Consider the following 25,413-nt stretch of genomic DNA (forward strand, 5'->3'; position numbering starts at 1 on the left):
GCGACACAGAACAACATTCAAGCGCACGAGGGCCAGCACGCATGTTGAATTTCAAGACGAACCGGACGGTTTCCGTCAGCGGTCCGGCGCTGCCCGAACTGGAAGGCATTGCGTCGGTGTTGCACCTGAGCGCGATCCGGGGCACCGAACAACTGTCCACGCTGTACGCATACGAAGTGTGGCTGACGACCCCGGCCGATCCGCTGCTGCCGGTCGACCTGCTGGCCAACCTCGATCTGAAAGCGATGCTCGGCAAGGAGTTGACGGTTACGATCCAGTTGGACGGCATGGGCAGCTTTGCCGCGGGAAGGATCGGCCAAACGGGCGCCGCCAATCTGGGCGCCGGCACCCGAGAAATCAGCGGCATCGTGACGGCGGCGAGCTACGTGGATCAGCTCAATCGCCAGTCGCGTTACCGGGTCGTGCTGGAACCCTGGTTCGCGCTGGCGCGCGAGCGCACCGACTACCGCATCTTCCAGCGCAAGAGCGTGCTGGACATTCTGCGCGAGGTATTCGGCCCGTACCTGTACTCGTTCGAGATGCGGGTGGGCCGCACGTACCAACCACTGCGCTATCAAGTCCAGTACGGCGAGTCGGATTTCGCGTTTGCCCAGCGGCTGATGGAGGAGCACGGCATCGCGTGGTTCTTCGAACATTCGCAAGGCGTGCACCGGTTGGTGCTGGTCGACGGTCCGGGCGCATATCGGCCCGTGGAAAGCGTCGCGTACCAGACACTCGCGTACTACCCGCCGGGCCACAAGATCGACCGGGAGCACGTCGAGCGCTTCGAAGCGACGCAGCGCCTGCAGTCGGGCGTGTGGACCACCGACGATTTCGACTTCGAGAAGCCGGGCGCGACGCTGACCACGCAGAACAGCCTGCCGCGCGAGACCGCGCACAACCAGCTCGAACGTTACGAATGGCCGGGCGACTTTACGGAAACGGAGGACGGCCACGCATTCGCGCAAGTGCGAATGGAAGAGATCCACGCGCAGGGGGAGCGGGCGAAAGGCGAGGGCAACCTGCGCAACGTGGTGTGCGGCACGACGTTCGAGCTGGCCGGCCATCCGATAGCGAGCGCCAACCGCGAATATCTGGTGATCGCGTCGGAACTGGACGCGAAGGAAACCGGCGAGACGACCGGCTTCTCCGCCTACGCGATTCGCAGCACGTTCATGGTCCAGCCATCAACGACGGTATTTCGTCCGCCGCGCACCATCAGGAAGCCCCGCACGCGCGGCCCGCAAACGGCGATCGTGACGGGCCCGGCGGGCGCGGAAATCTGGACCAACAAGAACGGCGAGGTGACGCTCAAGTTCCATTGGGACCGCTCCGGGGTAAAAGACCAGAATTCGTCCTGCTGGGTACGGGTGTCGTATCCGTGGGCGGGCAGCAACTTCGGCGGCATTCATGTTCCGCGGGTGGGCACCGAGGTCATCGTCGATTTCGAGAACGGCGATCCGGATCGCCCGATCGTGACGGGGCGCGTCTACAACGCGATGACGATGCCGCCGTGGACGTTGCCGGCCCACGCGACGCAAAGCGGGATTCTGACGCGCTCGACCAAAGGCGGCGGATACGGCAACGCCAATGCGATCCGTTTCGAGGACAAGAAAGGTGCGGAGCAGGTGTGGATCCAGGCCGAGCGCAATCTGGATGCGGTGATCGAAGCCGACGAAACGCACACGGTCGGGCATGACCGCACGAAGCGAATCGGCCACGATGAAACCGATCAGATCGGGCGTCACTGGACACTGTCGACCGGCGGCTACAAATACGAGACGGTGACGCTCGCGTCGGTGAAGAGCGTTGGCATGGGCGCGATGCTCAACGTCGGGATGGCGTACAACGTCAACGTCGGCGGGCTGTACCTGCGGAACGTCGGGCTGCACATGGCCAGCACGGTGGGGCAGAGCCGGACCGACCGCGTCGTGCAGGACTGGACGGCGGATGTGGGGCACACCTACACGGTGACCGTGCGCGGCAAGGCGGTGGGCGACGCGGTGAGCGCCGATCAGGCGAATCCGATCGAGCCGTCGCCCGACTTCGCGCCGCAACTGCCCGCGCCGGTGTCGAGCTCGAACGCAAACCAGTTGCGCATCGCGGACACGGGTGAAAGCAGTCTGTCGGGGGCGAAGCAAGCACAACTGACGGGCCCGGGCGGAACGGTGACGATCGACGAGTCGGGTATTCACCTGAAAGGCACGGCCATTTACCTGCAAGCGCCGACGATCAGCATGACGAATGGCGATGCGGGCGGCCTTGCGCCGGTGACCGAAGCCGATTGCGCGGAGTGCGCGAAGAAGACCGTCAGCGCGAACCCGGTCGATATCGCGACGGGGCAGAAAGTGCTGTCGCACACGGACTTTACGTTGCCGGGCCGGGTATCGATTCACTGGAGCCGGAGCTACCGCAGCGCGGACCAGCGCCACGGCAGCCTGGGCGTGGCGTGGAAGCTGCCGTATGCAACGGAAGTGCGCACGCGTTCGGCGGGATTGATCTACTTCGATGCGGACGGGCGGCAGTTGCAGTTTCCGGCGCTGAACCCCGGTGAAGCGCACTTCCATCCGATCGAAAAGCTCACGCTGGCGCGTGGTGACGACAATACCTCGGGCGCCACCTACGTGCTGCGCTTCGGCAACGGCGTCGAAGAACACTATGGCCGCCATCCGGCCGACGAGACCCGGTGGCAATTGCACCGCATCGGCACCCGCGACGGGCAGAGCCTGACGCTCGGCTATACGGCACAGGGCTGGCTGGAAACGGTCCGCAACAATCGCCACACCGTGCGCTGTGAGCTGGACGATGCCGGCCGGATCACGAGCGTGTTGCTCGACCAGGGCTTCGGGAATCAGCCGTCACCGCTGGCGAGCTACGTCTACGACGCGCACGGCGACCTGATCGAGGCGACCGATCGCGAGAACCTGACCTGGCGCTACGGCTACGACACCCATCTGCTGACGACCTACCGCACGCCGGCGGGCGCGACGCACGTATCGGAGTGGAGCGACGACACGCCGAACGCGTATTGCCTGCGCACCTACGCCTATACCGAAAACGCCGATGGGCAACGGGTCGTCACGCGCGAGACGCGTTTCGGCTATCTGCCGTCGCTGCGCGCGACACGGGTGACGGATGGCTTGGGGCAGACGACCGAGTACCACTACAACGGTTTGTGGGCGGTCGAGAAGGTCGTGCATCCGGACGGCAGCGTCGAGCAGACGCATTTCGACGAGACGGGCAGCGTGGCGGGCTACACGGATGGCTTGGGCCGCACGACGCGGATGGTGAACGATGCGCGGGGTAATCCGACGTCGATCATCGATCCGGCGGGGCAGGTCACGCGGATCAGCTATAACGACCAGAACCTGCCGGAGCAGATCACCGACCCTGCCGGGCAGGTCTGGCAGCGCCGCTACGATGCGCAGGGCCACCTGACGAGCGAAACCGATCCGCTCGGTCATGTGACAACGTACGCGTACGAGAACGGCTTGCCGGTTGCCCGCACCGATGCACTGGGCAACGTGACGAAGATGCAGTGGGACGACGCGGGCCAACTCGTGGCGCGTACCGATTGCTCGGGGCAGACGACCACCTACCAGTACGATCCATTCGGCCAGTTGACCGAGACCACGGACGCGTTGGGCCAGGTCAGCCGCCACAGCGGCAGCCTGTCCGCGCGCGTGACGGCGGTGCAGCCGGCGGGCATGGGCTGGTGGAAGGTCGAATACGACGCCGCGGGCCGGGCAGTCGCGCATACGGATCCGCTCAAGCGCGTGACGCGCGTGGACTGGGATGGCTACGGGCAGCGAACGCAAATCGTCGATCCGGCGGACGGCACGCAACAGTTCCGGTATGACGCGGTTGGCCGTTTGACGCGGCTGACCAATGCGAGCCGGGAAGCGACGACGTTCCGTTACGACAGCCGAAACCGGTTGATCGAACAGACCGGCTTCGACGGCCGTCGGCAAAGCTATCGATACAACGCGGCGGGGGAACTGGTCGAGCGCATCGATCATGGTCAGGACGGGCAGATCACCACGCACGTGACGTACGACGTACTCGGCCGCCCGGTGGAGCGTCGTTCGAGCGACGGGAGTCAGGCCAGCTATCGGTACGACGCACGCGGGCTGCTCACGCAGGCGCAGGCCGTTTCGCCGGGGCGTGCGCCGGTGCAGGTGACGTACGAATACGATGGCGCAGGGCGCCGCACGGCCGAGGTGCAGGCGCATCATGGACGCGTCTGGCGGCTGGTGCACGGGGTCGATGAAATCGGGAATCGGGCGTGGACGAGCGTGCCGGAAATCGGTTCGCTGGTATGGCAGCGCTACGGGTCGGGGCATGTGCACGGCATCTTGCTGGACGACCATCCGCTGGCGAGTTTCGAGCGGGATGAGCTGCATCGGGAGACTCAGCGCACGCAGGGTCCCGCGTTACACCACTTCGGGTATGGCGCGAACGGCTTGCTGGCCGCGCATCGTTGGCAGAACCTCGACGAACGCGGGCGTTCGCTGGAGAGGCCGCGGCCGTGGCGGGCGTGGCAGTACGACGCGGCCGGTCAGCTCACGGCGCTGGACGATGCGTGGCGGGACAAGAAGACGTATCGGTACGACGCGCTGTCGCGGTTGACGCAGGTGACGGCGGCCAGCGGCGCGGAGGCGTTTCATTACGATCCGGCGGGGAATCTGCTGGGTGCTGCGCCCAGCCTGAACGGCATACAGGCGTGGAAGGCGAGCGGGGATCGCTTGCTCCGGTTTGCGCCGCAGGCCAGGCCGGATCGCCCGGTGGATTTTACGTACGACGGACACGGCAACCGCATCGCGCGGACGGTGCCGTTGCCCCCGCAGCCGGAATTGACGGCGGCGGAGCAGCGTAGCCAGCGGGGGGCGGACAACCTGCTGCGCGTGATGGAAGTGCTGACGGGCACGCCGAAGTATGAAGAGCCGACAGAAGCGCCGGATGTAACGCGGTATCGGTACGACGGCAGCCATCAACTCGTCGCGATCGAACACGCGGACGGTGCGAGGTCCGAGTACGAATATGACGCGCTCGGGCGGCGGGTGGCGAAGCATCACACGCCGGTAGGCGGCGCACGGCAGACGACGCTGTTCATGTGGGACGGCGACTGGATGATGCAGGAGGTGCGGACCGGGCGCACGTCGCATGAGGATTGGGCGGTGACGTATGTGCCGCATCCGGATCATGAAGGGCCGTTGACGCGGCTGGCGGATGGGCAGGCATGGCACTACGTGACGGATCACCTGGGGACGCCGCAGGAACTGTACGACGAACAGCGCGAGGTAGTGTGGGCGGCGGATTTGAGTGCGTATGGGCAGACAAACCGGCGATTGGCGCATGCCGTTGACAATCCGATACGATTCCCGGGGCAGTATTACGATCGGGAATCGGGGCTGCACTATAACCGGTTTCGGTACTACGATCCGGAAGTGGGGCGGTATGTTAATCAGGATCCGATCGGGTTGTTGGGTGGATGGAATAGCTATGCGTACGCGGAAGGTGATCCTGCAAGCCTCATGGATCCCGAAGGTCTTGCCGCTTGCACGGTATTGTTCCCTGACTACCCTATTGAATTAGCTGATGGTATGACTAGCACCTGGCTTGGTGGTCACGGCGGTGTTCTTGCATATGATGCCAATGGGGTGACTCAGTATTATGAATATGGCCGGTATAGTCCAAATGCGCCGGGAGTCGTTGGTGCTCGTTTGCCTTCGGAGGTGGGGAACGTACGTCGATTGGGTATGCCAAATCTGACCATGGGTAAGGACGGTAAGCCGACGGACGCCTCGTTTTGAAGCACTACGCGACGCCCTTTCGTCAAAGGCTGGACGCAATACCAAGACGGAAATGACTTGTGATGCTAACGCGAGCGATAAGAAAGTCGTGGCGTATGCCCAGAGCATCGCCAACGACAAGAACCGGGAGAAGTATAGTTGGAAGCCATGGAACTCGAATCAGTGTCGCACGTTTTCACGTCGGGCTCTTGACGCGGGGAGGTTGCCATGAAAAAGGTTGCGGCGTCAATTGTATTGACTCTCACAGCTATGTGTTTGGCTTTGACCTACCTCTGGATCGACAGAAGTATATCCTTGGCTTATTCGATACAAAGCGCTGACGCTGCGAGCGATGCTATGCGCAAGTTAGAACATGTATTGGAGCGGGAGTGGCGAGATTTGCCTGAAGCTGAAGTGTTGAGACGGCTTCAGGCAACATTTCCGGTAGGGGCAACGGGGCAAGTCATTGTCAAGAAGGATGGTGATGTCATCTGGCTCGATGAGATTCCGTTCCATATAGAGAAAGGGCGATTAAAAAGTATCGGTGCCCGGCTTCGCGGGTGGGGACGCCAATCACCGTAATGAAGCGCTTGAAGCATGGGCAAATGTTGAAAAGTGCGAGTGATTATTGAAATGAATTTTGATTTTTCACTGTTCCCGAACGATTCTTTTCAAATGAACAGGCCGATCACTAACAGATCGGGGATTGAGTCGCGTGCCGTCGATGATTTTTTTCGAGGAAAGAGACGTTTCGATATATCTGCGAAGGAGTTGAGAGAGGACTAGGAATGCGATGAATCCGCATGCCTCACTTTTATGGAGCCAGAAGCTTTTTCGTTCTTTCTTCCGTTGTTCATGAGGATAGCGATCTGTGATTACGCATACGCGGACAACATACCTGACTCTCTCGTGTATAAGCTGCATCGAATGGCAACTGGTGGAGCGAACGAATGGCTCAGCGAGATATTGAAGCTGTACTCAAAAGATCAACGCAATGCCATCATAGATTTTCTCGTTGAGATGAGCCGAATTGAATGGAAGTATCACAATCCCGATTTGGCTTACGAGGCCGCGAGATTGCTTCGAGAGAAGTTTTGAATATGCAAACTCCAATTGCCTTCTTTGGGGCGCTGGCTATCCCTGCTGGCAAAGTTCGGTCGACCGGTATCCCTTGAGTCTGTTGGTTGCGGTGCCCAGCCTGAACGGCATACAGGCGTGGAAGGCGAGCGGGGATCGCTTGCTCCGGTTTGCGCCGCAGGCCAGGCCGGATCGCCCGGTGGATTTTACGTACGACGGACACGGCAACCGCATCGCGCGGACGGTGCCGTTGCCCCCGCAGCCGGAATTGACGGCGGCGGAGCAGCGTAGCCAGCGGGGGGCGGACAACCTGCTGCGCGTGATGGAAGTGCTGACGGGCACGCCGAAGTATGAAGAGCCGACAGAAGCGCCGGATGTAACGCGGTATCGGTACGACGGCAGCCATCAACTCGTCGCGATCGAACACGCGGACGGTGCGAGGTCCGAGTACGAATATGACGCGCTCGGGCGGCGGGTGGCGAAGCATCACACGCCGGTAGGCGGCGCACGGCAGACGACGCTGTTCATGTGGGACGGCGACTGGATGATGCAGGAGGTACGGACCGGGCGCACGTCGCATGAGGACCGGACTGTGACGTACGTGCCCCATCCGGATCATGAAGGGCCGTTGACGCGGCTGGCCGACGGGCAGGCATGGCACTACGTGACGGATCACCTGGGGACGCCGCAGGAACTGTACGACGAACAGCGCGAGGTGGTGTGGGCGGCGGATTTGACTGCGTATGGGCTGACAAACCGGCGATTGGCGCATGACGTTGACAATCCGATACGATTCCCGGGGCAGTATTACGATCGGGAATCGGGGCTGCACTATAACCGGTTGCGATACTACGATGCCGAAATTGGGCGTTACGTTAACCAAGATCCAATTGGGTTGCTGGGTGGATCGAATCACTACTCTTATGCTGATAGAGACCCTGTTAATAGAATCGACCCGAGCGGAGCATTTGCATTTCTGATACCGGTGGCACTTTTTGTCGGCAGAGCACTCGGTGGGGCTGCCGTTGATGCGGGTATTCAACTTGCAAAACAGAAGGTTTTTACGGGGAAAATGAATTGGAAATGCCTGGACGTGGCTGATATGGCAATTTCTGGTGCATTTTCTGCGATTTTGCCGGGGGTGGGTGTTTCTGCAGAGAAGGCTATTAAGTCGGCGAAGGCGGCGCGTGCACTCTCTGGGCAACTCAAGACCGCGCGTAGTGCATCAAAAATTTCGAAGCTTAGTAATCGAATTGATTCACATAAGTCGGAAATTATGAGTCAAGTGAAACTTCAAGGGGCAATCCAAGGTGGGAAGGCCGTTATGAAGGGTGCTGCGGGATGTCCTGCGTCAGATGATTGCAATGAGGTGGTCGATTGAGATTTGATAAAAAATTTAGCAAGGTGAATATTTATTGTGTGTTGGTTTTTTTGGGCGTTATTCCGTATTGGTGGTTGAAGTCTATGTTGAGTGCGGCTTATTTTGTGGGGGTTTATGTTTTGTATGCGCTGGTTATAAGACTGGTAGCTGAGAGGTTTGGGCGGGAGGGGTGATTTTCGTATTCTCATCAAGAGTCCGGTCCATGGTATGCAACAAGCTAAATATTTGATTGGAAGCGTGTTGACTACATTGATGTAGTTCTCTGAAGGGGTTTTTGAATGCCAACATTCGTCGCAACCCTCGGCACATCGACCACCCACGGCGGCGAAGTCACGTCAGCCAGTGCGGGCGTCGCGATCAACGGACGCCCTGCGGCATGCGTAGGCGATTCCGTGTCATGCCCGTTGCATGGCCCGGGTGTCATTACCACCGGCGGTTTCGGCACGATCAACGGTCGTCAAGTTTCTCATCATGGCAGCGGCACGAGTTGCGGTGCGACTTTGGTGGTGTCCGACGGCGGCCCGACGGTTTGACTTCATTTACAGTGAGCCCGATGACTCGATTCTTGAATCCATCCCAGCATGACCCAGTCCGTTAGCACGCCCAAGATCGTGTCGGCTCGACGCGCGCTCGCACCACCGCGACGACCGAACGGCACCTTCCTCTCCGGCGAGAAGACAGGACAGCGACCCAACTCGCGCCGTAGTCGTCCATTGGGACCGCTTTCGCCGCCCGAAGACGAACAGACGAGACTGGCTGCGGTACTTGGCCACCGGAACGCCTTGCTGGAGGCAAGCAGGGTGCTGCTTCGAGCGTTTGTAGATATGCCGGAGCTAATCGGCATCGGTCATGATGAATGCTTGCGCGACCTGCTGATGGACGAGGTTCGCATGTTCGAGCGCCTATGTGTGCGGGCTAACGTCCGCAGTGAACACATGATCGGCGCACGATATTGCCTATGTACAGCGCTGGACGAAGTTGCTATGCGAGTACTCGCAGCGCGAGGCGATACGACGAGGAGTGCCGCATGGGCCGCCGGCGCGCTGACCCAACGGATTGGCGAAGACAACCGGGGCGGCTCGAAAATCTACGCGCTGTCGCTGCGCCTGTTGAAAGACGACGCCGACCACTGGCCGTTGCTCGAAGTGATCTACAGGATTTTCAGCCTGGGGTTTGAAGGGCGGTATCCACACGGGAAGACCTTCGGCGTACACGACCGCTTGCGCGAACGCATTTACAACGCAATCGCCGTGAATTTGCCAACTGTTCCAGACGCGCTTTCACCTCACGCGCAATCTACCGCAACGATTCGGCAGCCATGCTATTTCGAAATTCCGGTGTGGATGTCGGTGGCCGTGCTGTCAGTGGCGCTCGTCGCACTGTATGCCTTTTGCCGTATCGAGTCGGGCGCGCAAGCGGACGACGTGCAGCGACAGTTCGCCAACATTGTGCGCGTAGCGACAGGCAGCACGATCGACCCGCAGGGCGTCAGTCCGGCACGGTAGTGCGGGTTGGGCGCCATTCACCGCATATATGAAGAAAATTCTCTCGTTTCTACGTTCGCGTCACCTATGGGCAGTCGTGACGGTGATCGTTGCTGCTGTCGTGGTCTGGTTTGCGGGCCCGCTGGTGAGTTTCGGTGGCCTGAAACCGCTCGCGCCGATCGGTATTCGCCTGACTTTGATCGCCCTGGTTTTTTCCGCATGGATCCTGTGGCTGATCGACTGGTCGACGAGCATCGTGATCGTCGCGCTGATCTGTCTCGCGATCTGGCATGCCTTTCCACTCGTGACGTTGGCTGGCAGGCCGCTGTTTGCGTCCACGATGGGGCGCATTCTGGCAATTGCCGGCGTAGTGCTCGTTTACGCCGCCTGCATGATGGTGCAGTGGTGGCGACGCATGCGCCGGCATCCGAATCAGCTCAGACGTTGGCTTCGGCTCGGCAAGCGTGGTGTTCGGCCGGTGGCCGCATCGCGTCTGACGGCGATAGAGGACATCGCCCGTGCGGCAATCGCGCAGTTGAAGACCGGGCGCGGGGGCGTCCGGAAGCTTGCCCGGCTGTTTCAGGGGCAAGCATATCTCTACGATCTGCCGTGGTATGTCGTGCTTGGCTCGAAGGGTTCCGGCAAGACCACGGCGCTGCTTAACGCGGGCCTGGCATTTCCGCTCGACGCGCAACTACAGCGTCCGCTCGCGCCTGACGACGCCCGGGCGCTGCCGGGTTGGCGGTTGACCAATGAGGCGGTGCTGATTGATACGGCGGGTCATTACGTACAGCACGGGACATCGCGCTACCCGCTGACGATGGAGCCGCCGGATACGCCGAATGGCGGGAAGCCGGACAATTTGCCGACCGATATGAGCACCGCTCGCGAGCACGCTGACGCCGCGGAATGGAGGGGATTTCTTCGGCTGCTTCGCCGTCTCCGGCCCCGCCTGCCTTTGAATGGCGTGCTATTGACGATCAATGTCGCCGCGTTGACGCATCCGGACCTTAACGTACGCGCGACCGAGAGCCGTGTATTGCGGGCACGTCTCGAGGAGATGCAAGCCGAGTTCGGAACCGGATTTCCCGTCTGGCTGATCGTTACGAAAATGGACCGACTCCCGGGCTTCACCGACTATTTCGCATCGCTCGGGGAGCCTCGGCGTGCGCAGATATGGGGAGTGACAATGCCGCCCGACCCGGCGGGGCGGACGGAGGCCGCGGTCAGGACGGAACTGAACCTGCTGGCAACGCGTCTTGCCGATGGCGTAAGCGGTCTGCTTCGCAACGAAACCGATGTGGATCGTCGTTGCCGTCTTGCGATGTTGCCGGAGGCGTTTGCGGCTCTCGTGAACCCGCTGGCCGACCTGATCGAACGGGTGTTCGATGGCGTGGCCGGCAACGGCGAGCCGACGGCGCCGCACGTGATGTTCCGCGGCGTTTACCTGACGAGCGCGGGCCAGACCGGCCGGCAGGTCGTCGCGGATCGTCAAACGCTGTTGCAACGCATGATTGGTGCATCCGGCGCGCAATGGAATACCCCGCGACAGGAGCGTGGCGACACCAGTTACTTCCTGCGCGATCTGTTGTCCGGTGTCGTGTTTCGGGAAAGCAACCTCGCGCGTCCGAACCGGAATGGGGAGCATCGTGCACGACTGCAGCGGTGGCTGGGGCACTCGCTCGTGTGGCTGATTGGCGTGGGGTTGTGCGCGAATCTCTGGAATGGCTTCGTTACGGAACGGGCATCCCTTGCTGCGCTGGGACAAAAGGTCCGCACACTGGCCGCGGTGCTTGTACGAAGCGATCTTTCCACTCATCCCGAACGCGTGCCCATCGTGCTCGGTAGTGCAAACGAATTGTTGCGCGACGCAACGCATCTCGCCACCGATGCCAATGTCGCGTTTCGTTTCGGAATAGATCGCCTGGATATGATCGAGACTGACAGCCGCCATGCGTATGAGGTCTTGTCTGCGCAGGTCGTATTGCCGCGGATTGTTCATCGGCTTGAGGACGTGATCGCGAGTGCTGCGGCGAGCGGTGATGCCAAGGCCGCTTACGATGCGTTGCGCGTGTACATGATGCTCTACGACAGGGCACGGTTCAACGCGAACGACGTCAAGATGTGGGTGCTGGACGATTGGGCGCGGCACGACAGTGCGGCGATGTTCGGCGGGCGCGCAGCGATGATCGGTCACGTACAGCGATTGTTTTCCGAAGGACATGTCGTGCAGTCGCCATCGATCCGTAGCGAAGGACTGATCCAGCAGGCGCGTGCATATCTCGATGGCAGCAATCCGACCGATCGTCTTTACCAGCGCGCGAAGGCGGCGATGCTGAAAGACGCGCCCGACGAGTTTTCGCTGTTGCGCGTGGTTGGGCCACACGCAGGCGTGGTGTTTACGCGAGCCAGCGGGGCGCCGTTATCCAGCGGCGTGCCAGGACTCTTTACGCTGGAGGGTTATCGGGCGGTGTTCAGCAAACGCTTGCCGGAGTTCCTTCAGGCGGCAAGCGACGATGATGCCTGGGTAATGGGGCGCCGGACGCCGAGCGATACAGCGAAAAATCCGTCTGGCGCGTTGAACGTATCGAGCCGAGATGGGGATGCGTTGTCGATGGCGATCAGGCGTCAGTACCTGACGGAGTATGCTCGACAATGGGATGCGTTTCTTGACGACATTCGTGTCGTGAGCGGAACGAGTCTTGCCTTCAACTTGAAGGTACTACGGACTTTCGCTGCGCCCGATTCGCCACTGACCCGTCTTGCGCGTGCGGCGGCAAACGAAACGACGCTGACGCAGCCGATGACGAAATCGGAGGGCTCCCTCCTTGAAAAGGCGGCTGACGCTGTCAACCGGAAAGCCGAGAAGATACTGGGGCCTTCTGCATCGGAGCAGGTTGAACGCGAATTGGTCGATAGTCATTTCGCGGCGTTGCGTGAGGTGGTGACGGGCCATGCCGATGCACGACCGGATGTGCAGTTGGCTGGGACTCTGGTGGGCAGAACGGGACTGGACGGGATCGCCGGTCTATTGAACGACTACTACAAAACGCTCACGATTTCCGATAATGCGCTGTTGAATAACAGCATGCCGCCGGAAAGCGAGAATGCTGCGAAGCTCAAGATGATGGCCGACACGATGCCTTCACCGTTTCGGACGGTGTTGCATCAACTCGCTGTCGACGGTTCACGTGGCGTGAATCAGGGTATCGGCCAGCTACTCTCGCATCAGATGCAGGCGGTGGTCGGCGACGCCTGTCGAATGGCGATCGAAGGAAATTACCCGTTCTCGCCCGATAGCAAGCGCGATGTCGGCATTGACGATTTCACTCGGATGTTTGCGCAGGGCGGCGTGATCGATGGCTTCTTCACGAAAACGCTTGCTCCGTTCGTCGACACGTCCGCGAAGCCATGGCGCTACCGGACGCTGCCCGGCGCGACGGAACCCATGCAAGGTCCCGACCTGGCGCCGTTCGAGCAAGCGAAGGCGATTCGCGACATTTTCTTCAACGATGCAGGTCACAAGCGGATGACGTGGAAGATCAACATCCGGATTCCCGAGCTCGACCCGACTATCATGGGCTTGTCGCTCGATATCGATGGACAGACGATGCTCTACCAGCACGGCCCGGTCGTACCACTCACGGTCACGTGGCCAGGGCCGCGCGGCGGCGTCCGCGCGGAGATCACGGCGAATCCGCGCATCCGGCCGGACACGTCGACGATCGCAGCGGACGGACCGTGGGCGCTGATGCGGTTGCTCCGGAAAGGTCACGTGGTACAAGCGGCCACACCGGGCCGCACGCGAGTCGCGTTCAGTTTTGACGGTCGTGAAGCGGCACTCGACATCGCGAGCGCGGGAAGTGTCGCGAACCCGCTGACAAGCGATGTGCTGAATACGTTCCGGTGTCCCGGTACGATGCCTATGTTCAATCTACCGGATAGCGGCCCGCCGGTGGGGCTACCGCCGGGCACATTACCGGTAGTTCGCGAGAGTGGATTTTGAGCGAGAAGTGAACAGTCAAGAATTGATTCGCATACGTTCTTCAGGTTGAAGTTGTTGGTGCGTTCCAGGAGGGCGAGACTGTTGCACTTCAAATGTGAGGCCGCGGCCGTTACTGCGCGGCCGGACTGCTCGTGGGCACGGTCGGCATCGCTGGTGCGATCGGTGCGCCGTTGGCGGCAGGCGCGCTTGCGGGCGTCGCGCCGTCGGCACCCGGATCGTCGTACTGCGGCAACCCCGGCGCGGCCGGCGCGTTGTTCGGCGTCGTGCCCGATGCGCCGCCCGCCTCGCCCGGATCCTCGTAGTTCGGCAAGCCTGGCATAGCCGGCGCGGCCGCCGGCACCGCGCCCGACTCGCCCGGCTCGGTGTAGTTCGGCGGCGCGGCCGACGCCGACTGGCCGCGATACGTCAGCGACTTGCGCTGCTGCAGATACGCGTCGCGGACGAACGAGTACGGATCGAGCGCCGCCTGCTTCAGCAGGTCGGTCGCACCGAGCAGATCCGAACGCGCGCTGATGAACTGCGCGATGTACATCGGATTGCGCGCGGCCGGCTCGATGTAGTTGAGCAGGTTGAAGCGGACGTCCACCGCGCGGCCGACGCCGTCGCGGATCGTGCTCGGCCCGAACACGGGCAGCACGAGGTACGGGCCGGACGGCATGCCCCAGCGCGCCATCGTCAGCCCGAAATCCTGGTGATGCTTCGGCAGCCCGGCCGGCGTCGCGATGTCGATGAGGCCGGCCACGCCGAACAGCGAGTTCATCGCCACGCGCATCAGATCCTGCGTCGCATCGGTGATGCGCAACTGCAGCAGGTTGTTCGCCATGTTGCCGAGATCGCCGAGGTTCGAGAAGAAGTTGCTGATCGCGGTGCGCATCGGTGTCGGCGTGACTTTCTGGTAGCCCTTCGCGATCGGCTGGGCGATGTTCGTGTCGACCGTGTCGTTGAACTTGTACATCGCCCGGTTCATCGGCTCGAGCGGGTCGTTGGGGTTGCGGGTCGGGCCCGTCGCGCAGCCGCTCAGCAACGCGCTGGCAGCGACGGTCGCCGCAATGATTCGCACCTTATTCATTATTTCCTTGCGATTGGTTCTGGGCGCGTTTGACGCGCGGTTTGCCCATCAGGACGGGCTGAAACACCACGGCGCCGATCAGGGTGCAGGTCAACGCCAGCGCGAGCAGCTTGCCCATGCTCGACGTGCCCGGATGATGCGACAGCCATAGGCTGCCGAAGGCGGTTGCCGTCGTCGCGGCGCTGAACAGCACCGCGTGCGTGAGGCTCGAGTGCAGCAGGCCCGTTTGCCCCGCGCGCCACGCCATCACGAAGTACACCTTGAACGCGACGCCGACGCCGAGCATCAGCGGCAGCGCGATGATGTTCGCGAAGTTCAGCGACATGCCGAGCAAGACGCACATCTCGAGCGTCACGAGGCCCGACACGAGCAGCGGCACCAGCGTGCGCAGCACGTCGCCGAAGCGGCGCAGCGTGATCCACAGCAGGATCGTGATCGAGATGATCGACCACAGCGCCGCGTGCAGGAACGCGTTGATGATCGTGTCGGCCGAATGCAGGATCGAGATCGGACCGCCGGTCGCGCCCGGCTCCGCGGCCTTCACCGCCTTCGCGAAGCGGCGCAGCATGGTGTCGTCGTTCGGGTCGACGCCCTTTGGCACCTTCGGCGAAATTTGCACGAGCGCATGGCCGTCCGGCGCGACCCAGTCGCGCACGATCGGTGGCGGCAGCGATTCGCGCGTGACGTCCTGCGGCTGCAGCAGCGTCGCGAGCTGGTTCAGCGCGATGCGCAGCGTGTCGGAGAACGCGTGTTCGGCACGGTCGCGCGTCGCGCTGTCGGCGGCGGCGAGCTTCGCGAGCGATGCCGACAGATGCTGGGCGGCGGCCGCGCCCGGGCCCGGGTGATCTTCCGCCGCGTAGCCCAGCAGGTCGGACACGCGCTTGAGCGCGGTGACGCGTTGCGCGTCGGTCGCGTTCGGCGCGGCCGGCTGCGTCAGCGCGGGCAGCAGCTCGCTGGCGGCCGCGGCGATCGCCGCGCGCTTGGCCGGCTGGTCGGCCGGGACGAAGGTCGTGAGCGTCGTCGTGCGGCCGACTTCCGGCAGCGCGTCGAGGCGCTTGGCGGCCGCGTCGGCCTCGGCGAGCGACGGCGCGAGCAGCGTGACGTCGTTGACGGCCGCTTCGGGTGAATCCTTCAGCGCGAGCAGCGTCGCCATCGATTCGCTGTGCGGATCCTTCAGGTGCAGCGGGTTGAAGTCGAAGTGCAGGAACGCGAGCAGCGGCAGCGCGCCGATCACGACCGCGAGCGTGCCGATCAGGATCGGCTTGCGATGGCGATCGAGGAAGTCGTCGACCGGTGCGAGCCACGGGAAGCCCGGCGTCTTCGATTCGCCCGGCGGCGCGAACAGGCGCAGCAGCGCGGGCAGCAGCGTGAGCGTGGTCAGCAGCGCGACGAACATCCCGACGCCCGCGATCAGGCCGAGCTCGGATACGCCGCGATAGGCGGTGGGGATGAACGAGAAGAAGCTCGCCGCGACCGCCGCGGTGGCGAGCGCGAGCGGCATGCCCATCGAATGCGCGGCGCCGACCAGCGCGTGATCGATGCGTTGATCGCGGAAGCGCTCCTCGCGGTACTTCACGCCGTACTGGATCGAGAAGTCGACGCCGAGGCCGACGAACAGCACCATGAACGCGACCGAGATCATGTTCAGCGAACCGACCATCGCGAGGCCGAGCGCGGCCGTCACGACGAGGCCGACGAACAGCGTGACGAGCACCGAGGCGATCATCCGCTTCGAGCGCAGCGCGAGCCACAGGATCACGAGCACGGCGAGCAGCGTGAGCGCGCCGTTGAGCGCGGCGCCGTCTTCCACCGAAGCGAATTCGTCGTCGGCGAGCGGCTGTTCGCCGGTCAGGCGCACGACCGCGCCGTAGCGTTGCTCGAGCCCGAGCGCTTGCGCGGTGTCGCGGATCACCTGGGTCGTTTCCGCACCGGCCTTCAGCGCGCCGTAGTTCACGACCGGCTGCACGGTGACGAACGCGCGGGCGGGCTGGCGCGCGGCATCGCTGTCGACCAGCCCGCGCCACGAGAACGCGGCCGGCTTGCCGGCCAGCACGTCGTCGACCGTCGCGGCGCTGCGCGCAAGCAGCTTCGCCATCGCGGGCAGCTTCACCTGGCCGGTGAGGAGCGGCTGGCCGAGCGTGGTGGACAGCGTGGTCGCGAGCCCGGTGAGGCTCGGGTTCTTCGCGAGTTCGTTGACGAGCGGACGCGCGCTCGCGAGCTGCGATGTGGTGTCCGACACTTCCTGCGGCGACAGGAACAGCAGCCCGTTGTGCTCGAAGAACGGGCCGCCGCCGGGTTCGGCGACCTGGCCGATCCGGCCGGCGTCGGCCTGCTTCTGCAGCGCTTCGGTGAGCGCGTGCGCGGCGGCGGTCGCGAATTCCGGGGCCGGCGCCTCGACCACCGCGAGGATCGTGCCGTTGCGTTGCGGGAAGGCCTTGTCGACGGCCTTGCCGAGCGCGGCCCACTGCGGTTCCGCGTCGACCAGTTTGCTGATGTCCGTGTTGATCTTGAAGTGCTGCGCGACATAGACGCCGCTGAAGACGGCAATGACGAGCGACAGCACGACGACCCAGACGGGGCGGCGTACCGACCATGCGACGAGTCGGACGATGAGAGATGTCACCATGTGGCGGTGGGAAGGGGCTGGCAAGGGCAAAACAAGGAGTATACCGGCGCCGCGTGACGGCGGTCGCAACGTTGCAGCATGAAGGGGCGGGAAGGATATTTGCTGCGCGGCGAAGGAATCGGCGCGAATGATCGGACCATTGGTAAGCGGATATTTACATAATCGGCCCGGAGCGTGCCGCGGCGGCGTCCTGTGACAAAAGGGGCTCAAAGGTAACAGTCGGTCACCGCGCGGCAGGCGGGCGTCCGGGCCGCTATACTTCGACCCACCGGCCGATGCAATCGACGCAATCCGCCGGCCCGTTTTTTTCTTCGAGTGCGATATCCGTATGAAACGTCATCTGTTTGCTTTCGTCGCGGCGGCCGCCGTGTCGGTTTCCGCTTTCGCGCAGAGCGCGCCGGTCGACGTCGTCCGCAATGCGGTCGAAGGCACCGTCAACGCGATGAAGGCCGATCCGGCTGCACGCGGCGGCGACATGGCGAAAATCACGCAAGTCGTCGAGCAGCGCTTCCTGCCGGTGACGAACTTCGAGCGCACGACCCGCATCGCGATCGGCGATGCCTGGAAGCAGGCGACGCCGCAACAGCAGCAGGAACTCTACAAGCAGTTCAGGGTGCTGATGACGCGCACCTATGCCGCGTCGCTCGCGCAGCTCGGCAGCCAGGACGCGAAGTTCTCGTTCAAGGCCGGCGGCGCGTCGGGTGCCGATGCGCTGGTGCAGTCGACGGTCACGACGCCGGGCGACAGCCAGTCGGTCGGCTACCGCCTCGGCAAGGTCGGCAGCGACTGGAAGATCTACGACATCGACATGTCGGGCGCGTGGCTGATCCAGGTCTACCAGGGGCAGTTCAAGAGCCAGCTTGCAATGGGCGGCATCGACGGCCTGATCGCGTATCTGCAGAAACACAACTCGCGGACGAACTGACGGCCGCGGCGCGAGCCGCGATTGAAATGCGACGCTGAAACCATGACGCCCCGGTCGCGAATGCGGCCGGGGCGTTTGCACATTGAGCGGTGTCCGTTGGCCTCGACGTTTCCCTAGCGCCGAACTACCCGGTTGATGCCCCAAACAACCAAGCCGGCCACGACGACACAGACGGCCAGGACGAGCAAGAGACCGATCCCTTCGACGTCGTCGGCATGCGCAATGGTGTCGACCCCGAACAATGCCATCGCCGCTTCGATTGCCGCGGGAATGGGCGTCTCGATCGGGAGGTGGACGAACCAGCGTGCGAGCAGCGTGCCGAGAATGAGGGTGGCCAAGATGTTGAGGCCATAGCGTGCGAGCGTCATTACTGCACCTCAAGGATTCCGTATGCCTTGACGTTGCTCCCGGGAATCGGCAACGTTGCACCCTGTGCCCGCAGGTACGCCGATAACCGTTCGAAGTCTTGCGCATCCTTCACGGTGATGCAGCCTTCGCTGCGTCCGAGCGGGCCAGATTGCATCGCGTAAGACGCGACGGCCTGACACCGGAATTGGTTCGTCACGTCGAACCTTCCTGTCAAAGGACCTGAATGTAAAAGACCGGCCGGCAATCCGCTCACCGCCGCCGATGCTCGACCGCGAACTTGATCAGCTCCGCCTGCCCTTCGATCTCGAGCTTGCGCTTCAGATTCAGCCGATGGGTCTCCACCGTGCGGACCGACAGCCCCGTCTGCTGCGCGATCTGCTTGCTCGACAGCCCCTCGGCCAGCGCGTCGAGGATGTCGCGTTCGCGCGGCGTCAACCGGTCGAGCGGCGACGCGGTCGCGCTCGCCTGGATCATCCGCGCGGCGAGCCCTTCGCTGAAGAACGTCTGCCCGGCCAGCACCGCGCCGATCGCGCGGACGATCTCGCTCGCCGGCGAATCCTTCAGCAGGTAGCCGCTCGCGCCGGCGCGCACGGCCTGCGTCACGTATTCGATGTTGTCGTGCATCGACAGCATCAGCACGCGAATCCCCGGAAAGCGCTCGTGGAACACGCCGGCGAGCGTGATGCCGTTCATCCCGTTCATGCCGACGTCCATCAGCGCGAGATCGGGCTCGAGCGACGCGGCGAGCGCGAGCGCCTCGTCGGCGTTGCCGGCTTCGCCGACCACCGACAGCTCGGCCGCCTCGAGCCGCATCCGCAGGCCGTCGCGCACCAGCGGGTGGTCGTCGACGAGCAGCAGTCGGGCGGCGGGCCGGGCGGTGCAGGGGGCGCTCATGGGCAAAGGTCTCCGGTTATGGTGGTGCTGGTCAGGCGGCGCGCAGCGGCACGCGCGCGGCCACGACGGTGTGGCCGACCTGCGACGTGATCGTCAGCGTGCCGCCGAGCGCGTCGAGGCGCTCGCGCATGTTGCGCAGCCCGATGCCGCGGCGCGCATCGGTCTGGGTGCGCTCGGCGTCGAACCCGCAGCCGTTGTCGGCGATGGTCAGCGTGACGGCGTGCGTGCCGACGTCGAGCGTGACGGCCGCGCGCGACGCCTGCGCATGATGCACGATGTTGCTGAGCGCTTCTTGCGCGATCCGGAACAGCGCTGTATTGACCGGCGCGGGCAACGGCCGCGCGCCGCTGTGCGCGACCTGCGTATAGCCGATGTCGATGCCGCTCTCCGCGCCGAGCTCGCGCACGAGCTGCTCGAGCGCGGCCGCGAGGCCGAGATCGTCGAGCATCGCCGGGCGCAGCGCATGCGAGATGCGCCGCACTTCGCGCAGCGTGTCGCCGAGCCGTCCGACACCGGACGCGAGCGCCTGCTCGGCTTCGGGCATGCGCGTCGCGCCGCGCTCGAATCGCGCGAGCGCGGACTCGAGCATCAGCTTCGCTGACACCATCATCTGGCTGATCCCGTCATGCAGCTCGCGCGACAGCCGCTCGCGCTCCTGCTCCTGCGATTCGACGACGCGCTGCGCGAGCTGCTTGAGCTTCGCATCGGCGCTGCGCGATTCGCTGACGTTCAGCACCAGCGCGCAGACGGCGATCACCGCCGCGCCGCTCAGCGCGATCGCAGTGAGCCAGCTCATCGTGCGCTCGATGTTCGCGGACGCGCGCGCGTCGATGCGTTGCAGCGCGGTGTCGACGTCGTCGAGATAGATGCCGGTGCCGACCATCCAGCCCCAGCGTTCGAGCGCGACGACGTAGCCGAGCTTCGGCGCGACCTTGCCGGTCGACGGCCGCTGCCACGCGTAGCGCACGTAGCCGCCGCCGTGCGACGCGGCGCCGATCAGCTGCTGGATCGTCAGCGCGCCCTGCGGGTCGCGCATCGACCAGAAGTTGTGGCCGACGCGCTCGGGCTCGCGCGGATGCATCAGCGAATTGCCGTGCAGGTCGTACACGAAGAAATAGCCGTCGGGGCCGAAATCCATCTTCTGCAGCATCGCGAGCGCCTGCGTGCGCAGCAGCCCGTCGTCGCGCGCATTACGGCCGCTCGCGTCGTACAGCGGCATGATCGCGCTCGTCGCGAGCTCGACGTAATGCTTCAGCTCGACTTCCTTGCTCGACAGGTAGGCGGCCTGGATCGTCGCGTGCTGCGTGCGCGCGAGCGACGTCGCCTGCTGGCGCACGCCGAAGCCGATGCCGGCGATCGCGAGCAGGAACGGCACGATGGCCAGAAGGAAAATCTTTGCCTTGAGTCTCATGGTGGTGCGAAGCGGACGCGGGCCGGCGGGCGCGTGGGTCGCGCGCCGGCACGGCGAGCCGACATTGTCGGCGATTTTTCCCGCAGGCGGCGGTGTGGACGGCCGCAGGGCCGCACGGCCGACGCCGGAGTCAGGCGCGCCGCGGCATGCGTTCGACACACGAGGACGTTTGCACGACGACCTGGTTGCGCCCGCATGCCTTCGCGCGGTACAGCGCGTCGTCGGCGAGCTTCAGCGCGGCCTGGATGCTGTCGTCGCGTTCCGGATAGCAGGTCGTCACGCCGATGCTCGCGGTCAGGCGGCCGGACACGCCCGTGTCGTGCCGGATGCCGAGATCGAGGATGCCGGTGCGGATCGCTTCGGCGATCGTCACGGCGCCGTTCGTGTCGACGTTGGGCAGCACGACGACGAACTCCTCGCCGCCGTAACGGGCCGCATAGTCGGCCGGCCGGCGCAGGCAGCCGGCGATGCAGCGGCCGACCGCGGCGAGCGCGTCGTCGCCGGCCTGGTGGCCCTGCGTGTCGTTGTAGCGCTTGAAGTGGTCGACGTCGACGAACAGCAGCGACAGCGCGTGCTGCGAACGCGCCGCGCGGCGCCATTCGCGTGCAAGCGTGACGTCAAGCATCCGGCGGTTGTCGAGGCCGGTGAGGCCGTCGGTGCGCGCGAGCGCCTGCAGTTCGGTTTCCGCGCGGTGACGCTTGCGCAACTGCACGTCGAGCAGCAGCGACAGGCCGACGAAGCCGAGCGCGAGCACGGCCATCGCCGAGCCGATCGGGATCGCGCGGTCGTACCACGCGGCGTAGGTGTCGGCTTCCGAGCGCGCGACCATGATGATCAGCGGCAGGTTCTCGAGGTGCCGGAACACGTACAGGCGCCGCACGCCGTCGATCGATGCGGTATCGGCGAAGCTGCCTTCGCTGGCGGTCATGAAGTGCCGGAACGTGCTGGCCTTGCTGATGTTGCGGCCGACGATCGCCGGTTCGTACGGCTGGCGCGCGAGCATCAGGCCGGACGTATTGATCAGCGCCATCGACCCGCGATCGCCGAGCGCCAGGCGCGAGAACAGGTTCTGGAAATATTCGAGCCGGATCGATATCACGGCGACGCCGCCGAACGACCCGTCGGGCCGCGTGATGCGCCGGCTGAGCGCGATGCTCGGCGAGCCGCCGCGCAGCCGCGAATGATACGGATCGCTGACGTACAGGCCGACGTCCGGATGGTCGCGATGCACGGTGAAATACCGTTCGTTGCCGAAATTCGCCTTGCGCGGCACGTCGCTCTTGCCGTCGACCGCAATGTCGCCGTTCGCGTCGAGCACGTAGATGCCGCCAAGGTACTTGGCCGTGGTCGCGCGATCGAACAGCACCTGGCGGCGCAGCCGCATCGGCAGCGCGACGACCGCCGGATCGTTCTCGCCTTCGACGACTGCCTGCAGCGACAGCGCAAAGAACTCGATGTTGCGCTCGATGTCCCACGACGCCATCAACGCGATGTTCTGCTGCGTGATGCGTGCACGGTCGCGCGCGTCGATGCGTGCCTCGTACAGCACGATTGCGCACAGCAGCAGCAGGAGCAGACCGAGCAGCAGCCCCGAATAGAAGATCAGGTGCGGCAGCAGGAGCCGGCGCAGATGAGCGGCGACACGGCCCGTCAGGCCGGATTCGCTGGGCATTGCGTAGTCGGTTTCTGCCATGGTCCGTGGATCGAGGGGGGCATCGCCGCCGAGCGGCGGGCCGATGCGATTGTTCGTATGGATTGGCCGGCGGCGATCCGGTACGCGGCCCCCGATACGCATTGCGCCCGACCGACAGGAAAAGCGGGCGCGATCGTCAGTAATTGCAGCGGGATAGCCGCCGAATTACCTTCGCACGGGCAAGGATCTGTAGTGATTCGACGATCCGACGAATCGCGCGGTGCGTAATGGTCCGAGTATAACGCGCGCATTCGCGGGCGCTGAAAATGTTCCGGGCCGTTGATCCGAATCAAATTATCGCGGTGGCCGAAGCTTGCCGATAGCGCGCGCAAGCGTTGCAGCGCAAGGCGCTGCGCCGAAGCCAGGCGATACGAACGGATTATCCGTTTTCAGCGTCCGCGTGAATCCGTAGATGAAAACGGGCGGCCGAGGTGGCCGCCGGTTTCGTGAAACCGCATGCGGGAAACCCCGCATGCGAACGCTCAGGCGCCGTGCTGTTGCGCCTTGAACGCGAGCCGGAACCGATGCAGCAGCGGCTCGGTATAACCGCTCGGCTGCGACGTGCCCTGCAGCGCCAGCGCGCACGCGGCCTTGAACGCGGTCGACTGGTCATAGCCGGGCGCCATCGGGCGGTAGTTCGGGTCGCCCGCGTTCTGCTGATCGACGACGCGCGCCATCCGCTTGAACACGTCGAGCACGAATGCCTCGGTGATCACGCCGTGGCGCAGCCAGTTCGCGATGTGCTGGCTCGAGATGCGCAGCGTCGCGCGGTCTTCCATCAGGCCGACGTCGTGGATGTCGGGCACCTTCGAGCAGCCGACGCCCTGTTCGACCCAGCGCACGACGTAGCCGAGGATGCCCTGCGCGTTGTTCTCGACCTCGCTCAGGATCTCGCTTTCGCTCCAGGCGGCGCGCTCGACGACCGGCACGGTCAGCAGCCCTTCGAGCAACGCGTCGCGTTCGCTCGCGTATGGCGTCTTCTCCAGCTCCTCCTGGACGGCCTGCACGTCGACGAGGTGGTAGTGCAGCGCGTGCAGCGTCGCGGCGGTCGGCGACGGCACCCACGCGGTGTTCGCGCCGGCGCGCGGATGCGCGATCTTCTGCTCGAGCATCGCGTGCATCAGGTCCGGCATTGCCCACATGCCCTTGCCGATCTGCGCGCGGCCGCGCAAGCCGGCCGACAGGCCCGCGAGCACGTTGTTGCGCTCGTATGCGGTGATCCACGCCGACGACTTCATCTCGCCCTTGCGGATCATCGGGCCCGCTTCCATCGCGGTGTGCATCTCGTCGCCGGTGCGGTCGAGGAAGCCGGTGTTGATGAACGCGACGCGCGCGGCGGCGGCCGCGATACACGCGGCGAGGTTCACGCTGGTGCGGCGCTCCTCGTCCATGATGCCCATCTTGAGCGTGTTGCGCGGCAGGCCGTACAGATCCTCGATGCGCGCGAACAGCGTGTCGGCGAACGCGACTTCGACCGGGCCGTGCATCTTCGGCTTCACGATGTAGATCGAGCCCGTGCGCGAATTGCGCTTGGCCTTCAGGTCGTGCAGCGCGCACAGCGTCGTGACGACGCCGTCGAGAATCCCTTCCGGAATCTCGTTGCCGTCGCGGTCGAGCACCGCGCCGTTGGTCATCAGGTGGCCGACGTTGCGCACGAACAGCAGCGAGCGGCCGTGCAGCGACAGCGTGCCGCCGGCCGGCGTCGAGTATTCGCGATCGGCGTTCAGGCGGCGCGTGATGGTCTTGCCGCCCTTCGCGACTTCCTCGACCAGCGTGCCCTGCATCAGGCCGAGCCAGTTGCGGTAGAGCTGGACCTTGTCGTCGGCGTCGACCGCCGCGACCGAATCCTCGCAATCGATGATCGTGCTGACCGCGGCTTCGAGCACGACGTCCTTCACGTTCGCGAGATCGGCGCGACCGATGGGGGTCGACGCGTCGATCTGGATCTCGATGTGCAGGCCGTTGTTTTTCAGCAGGATCGCCGACGGCGCGCCCGCCGCGCCCTGGTAGCCGACGAATTGCGCCGGCTGCGCGAGGTGCACGACGCCCTGGCCGGTCTCGACGGCGAGCTGGCCGTCCTCCACGCGATAGCGCAGCGCGTCGCGGTGCGAGCCGCTCGCGAGCGGCGCTGCTTTGTCGAGCACGTTGCGCGCGTAGTCGATCACGCGCTGGCCGCGTGTCGGGTTGTAGGCCGACGTGCGTTCGGCGCCGCCATCCTCGGGCAGCGCATCGGTGCCGTACAGCGCGTCGTACAGGCTGCCCCAGCGTGCGTTCGCGGCGTTCAGCGCATAGCGCGCGTTCGACAGCGGCACGACGAGCTGCGGGCCGGCCTGCGTCGCGATCTCGCTGTCGACGTTCGCGGTGGCTGCCGCGACGTTCGACGGGACCGGCACGAGGTAGCCGATTTGTTCGAGGAACGCGCGAAACGCGGCATGGTCGCGCACCGGGCCGGGATGCGCGCGATGCCACGTGTCGAGTTCGTGCTGGAGGCGGTCGCGTTCCGCGAGCAGTTCGCGGTTGCGCGGCGCGAGGTCGTGCATCAGGGCCGAGAAACCGCTCCAGAACGCGGCCTTGTCGATACCGGTGCCCGGCAGTGCTTCGTTTTCAATGAACTGGCTCAGCGCTGGCGCGACTTGCAGTCCTGCTTGGTCGATCATCGTGATTCCTCCCGGGGAATGAAAAACGC

At 64.2% G+C, this 25,413-nt stretch carries 15 protein-coding genes and 1 pseudogene; 8 read left to right on the forward strand and 8 right to left on the reverse strand.

The features are described from left to right. Window positions 1-41: 41 nt before the first annotated feature. The 7 genes and pseudogenes from tssI to tssM all read left to right on the forward strand — a co-directional run bounded on the left by tssI (window position 42) and on the right by tssM (window position 13,740). A complete protein-coding gene (tssI, locus tag SB786_RS16115; RefSeq protein WP_410728307.1) occupies window positions 42-5,813 on the forward strand; it encodes a type VI secretion system tip protein TssI/VgrG in 5,772 nt (1,923 codons plus the stop codon). A gap of 207 nt (window positions 5,814-6,020) precedes the next feature. Continuing rightward, entirely contained in the window at window positions 6,021-6,374 is a 354-nt protein-coding gene (locus tag SB786_RS16120) for an Imm58 family immunity protein (RefSeq protein ID WP_410728308.1), read from the forward strand. A gap of 228 nt (window positions 6,375-6,602) precedes the next feature. Next, a pseudogene (locus tag SB786_RS16125) lies at window positions 6,603-6,890 on the forward strand (hypothetical protein); the annotation flags it as partial. Between the two features lie 73 nt (window positions 6,891-6,963). After that, complete coding sequence (locus SB786_RS16130) at window positions 6,964-8,250, forward strand: RHS repeat domain-containing protein (RefSeq protein WP_410728309.1); 1,287 nt, start codon at window positions 6,964-6,966, stop codon at window positions 8,248-8,250. Between the two features lie 278 nt (window positions 8,251-8,528). After that, complete coding sequence (locus SB786_RS16135) at window positions 8,529-8,783, forward strand: PAAR domain-containing protein (RefSeq protein ID WP_410728310.1); 255 nt, start codon at window positions 8,529-8,531, stop codon at window positions 8,781-8,783. A 48-nt stretch (window positions 8,784-8,831) separates the two neighbouring features. Then, on the forward strand, window positions 8,832-9,755 hold the full coding sequence (gene icmH, locus SB786_RS16140; RefSeq protein ID WP_410728311.1) for a type IVB secretion system protein IcmH/DotU: 924 nt from the start codon (window positions 8,832-8,834) through the stop codon (window positions 9,753-9,755). A 28-nt stretch (window positions 9,756-9,783) separates the two neighbouring features. Then, the gene (tssM, locus tag SB786_RS16145; RefSeq protein ID WP_410728312.1) at window positions 9,784-13,740 is read left to right on the forward strand and encodes a type VI secretion system membrane subunit TssM; all 3,957 of its coding nucleotides are present in this window, start codon (window positions 9,784-9,786) and stop codon (window positions 13,738-13,740) included. Between the two features lie 109 nt (window positions 13,741-13,849). On the opposite strand, the gene SB786_RS16150 is transcribed toward tssM, so the two are convergent. Both SB786_RS16150 and SB786_RS16155 read right to left on the reverse strand, forming a co-directional pair. Further along, entirely contained in the window at window positions 13,850-14,809 is a 960-nt protein-coding gene (locus SB786_RS16150) for a VacJ family lipoprotein (protein ID WP_410728313.1), read from the reverse strand. Continuing rightward, window positions 14,802-17,435 (reverse strand): MMPL family transporter, encoded by a 2,634-nt coding sequence (locus SB786_RS16155; protein WP_410728314.1) that lies wholly within the window; start codon window positions 17,433-17,435, stop codon window positions 14,802-14,804. Before SB786_RS16155 ends, SB786_RS16150 begins: the two co-directional genes overlap by 8 nt. Before the next feature lie 328 nt (window positions 17,436-17,763). Here SB786_RS16155 and SB786_RS16160 point away from each other — a divergent pair, with 328 nt between their 5' ends. After that, window positions 17,764-18,360 (forward strand): phospholipid-binding protein MlaC, encoded by a 597-nt coding sequence (locus tag SB786_RS16160; RefSeq protein WP_410728315.1) that lies wholly within the window; start codon window positions 17,764-17,766, stop codon window positions 18,358-18,360. Between the two features lie 113 nt (window positions 18,361-18,473). Here SB786_RS16160 and SB786_RS16165 read toward each other — a convergent pair whose 3' ends face one another. The 6 genes from SB786_RS16165 to SB786_RS16190 form a co-directional block, all read right to left on the reverse strand. Further along, window positions 18,474-18,728, reverse strand: a complete 255-nt coding sequence (locus SB786_RS16165; protein ID WP_410728316.1) for a hypothetical protein — start codon at window positions 18,726-18,728, stop codon at window positions 18,474-18,476. Continuing rightward, on the reverse strand, window positions 18,728-18,925 hold the full coding sequence (locus SB786_RS16170) for a hypothetical protein (protein ID WP_410728317.1): 198 nt from the start codon (window positions 18,923-18,925) through the stop codon (window positions 18,728-18,730). The genes SB786_RS16165 and SB786_RS16170 overlap by 1 nt, the downstream gene beginning before the upstream one ends. Before the next feature lie 53 nt (window positions 18,926-18,978). Further along, the gene (locus tag SB786_RS16175) at window positions 18,979-19,623 is read right to left on the reverse strand and encodes a response regulator (RefSeq protein ID WP_410728318.1); all 645 of its coding nucleotides are present in this window, start codon (window positions 19,621-19,623) and stop codon (window positions 18,979-18,981) included. Between the two features lie 31 nt (window positions 19,624-19,654). Next, window positions 19,655-21,034: a cache domain-containing protein gene (locus SB786_RS16180; protein WP_410728319.1), complete on the reverse strand. Its 1,380-nt coding sequence runs from the start codon at window positions 21,032-21,034 to the stop codon at window positions 19,655-19,657. Between the two features lie 130 nt (window positions 21,035-21,164). Beyond that, a complete protein-coding gene (locus SB786_RS16185) occupies window positions 21,165-22,727 on the reverse strand; it encodes a diguanylate cyclase (RefSeq protein ID WP_410728320.1) in 1,563 nt (520 codons plus the stop codon). Between the two features lie 482 nt (window positions 22,728-23,209). Next, the gene (locus SB786_RS16190) at window positions 23,210-25,384 is read right to left on the reverse strand and encodes a malate synthase G (RefSeq protein ID WP_410728321.1); all 2,175 of its coding nucleotides are present in this window, start codon (window positions 25,382-25,384) and stop codon (window positions 23,210-23,212) included. Window positions 25,385-25,413: the final 29 nt, after the last annotated feature.

This window comes from Burkholderia sp. SIMBA_062 (assembly GCF_046534765.1).
Lineage (GTDB): Bacteria > Pseudomonadota > Gammaproteobacteria > Burkholderiales > Burkholderiaceae > Burkholderia > Burkholderia ambifaria.

Bases quoted from the DNA above. Each gene is read 5' to 3' on its own strand.
- SB786_RS16165 (WP_410728316.1), bottom strand. From the start codon at position 18,728: ATGACGCTCGCACGCTATGGCCTCAACATCTTGGCCACCCTCATTCTC.
- SB786_RS16150 (WP_410728313.1), bottom strand. From the start codon at position 14,809: ATGAATAAGGTGCGAATCATTGCGGCGACCGTCGCTGCCAGCGCGTTG.
- SB786_RS16160 (WP_410728315.1), top strand. From the start codon at position 17,764: ATGAAACGTCATCTGTTTGCTTTCGTCGCGGCGGCCGCCGTGTCGGTT.
- SB786_RS16175 (WP_410728318.1), bottom strand. From the start codon at position 19,623: ATGAGCGCCCCCTGCACCGCCCGGCCCGCCGCCCGACTGCTGCTCGTC.
- SB786_RS16180 (WP_410728319.1), bottom strand. From the start codon at position 21,034: ATGAGACTCAAGGCAAAGATTTTCCTTCTGGCCATCGTGCCGTTCCTG.
- SB786_RS16190 (WP_410728321.1), bottom strand. From the start codon at position 25,384: ATGATCGACCAAGCAGGACTGCAAGTCGCGCCAGCGCTGAGCCAGTTC.
- tssI (WP_410728307.1), top strand. From the start codon at position 42: ATGTTGAATTTCAAGACGAACCGGACGGTTTCCGTCAGCGGTCCGGCG.
- icmH (WP_410728311.1), top strand. From the start codon at position 8,832: ATGACCCAGTCCGTTAGCACGCCCAAGATCGTGTCGGCTCGACGCGCG.
- SB786_RS16120 (WP_410728308.1), top strand. From the start codon at position 6,021: ATGAAAAAGGTTGCGGCGTCAATTGTATTGACTCTCACAGCTATGTGT.
- SB786_RS16155 (WP_410728314.1), bottom strand. From the start codon at position 17,435: ATGGTGACATCTCTCATCGTCCGACTCGTCGCATGGTCGGTACGCCGC.
- tssM (WP_410728312.1), top strand. From the start codon at position 9,784: ATGAAGAAAATTCTCTCGTTTCTACGTTCGCGTCACCTATGGGCAGTC.
- SB786_RS16185 (WP_410728320.1), bottom strand. From the start codon at position 22,727: ATGGCAGAAACCGACTACGCAATGCCCAGCGAATCCGGCCTGACGGGC.
- SB786_RS16135 (WP_410728310.1), top strand. From the start codon at position 8,529: ATGCCAACATTCGTCGCAACCCTCGGCACATCGACCACCCACGGCGGC.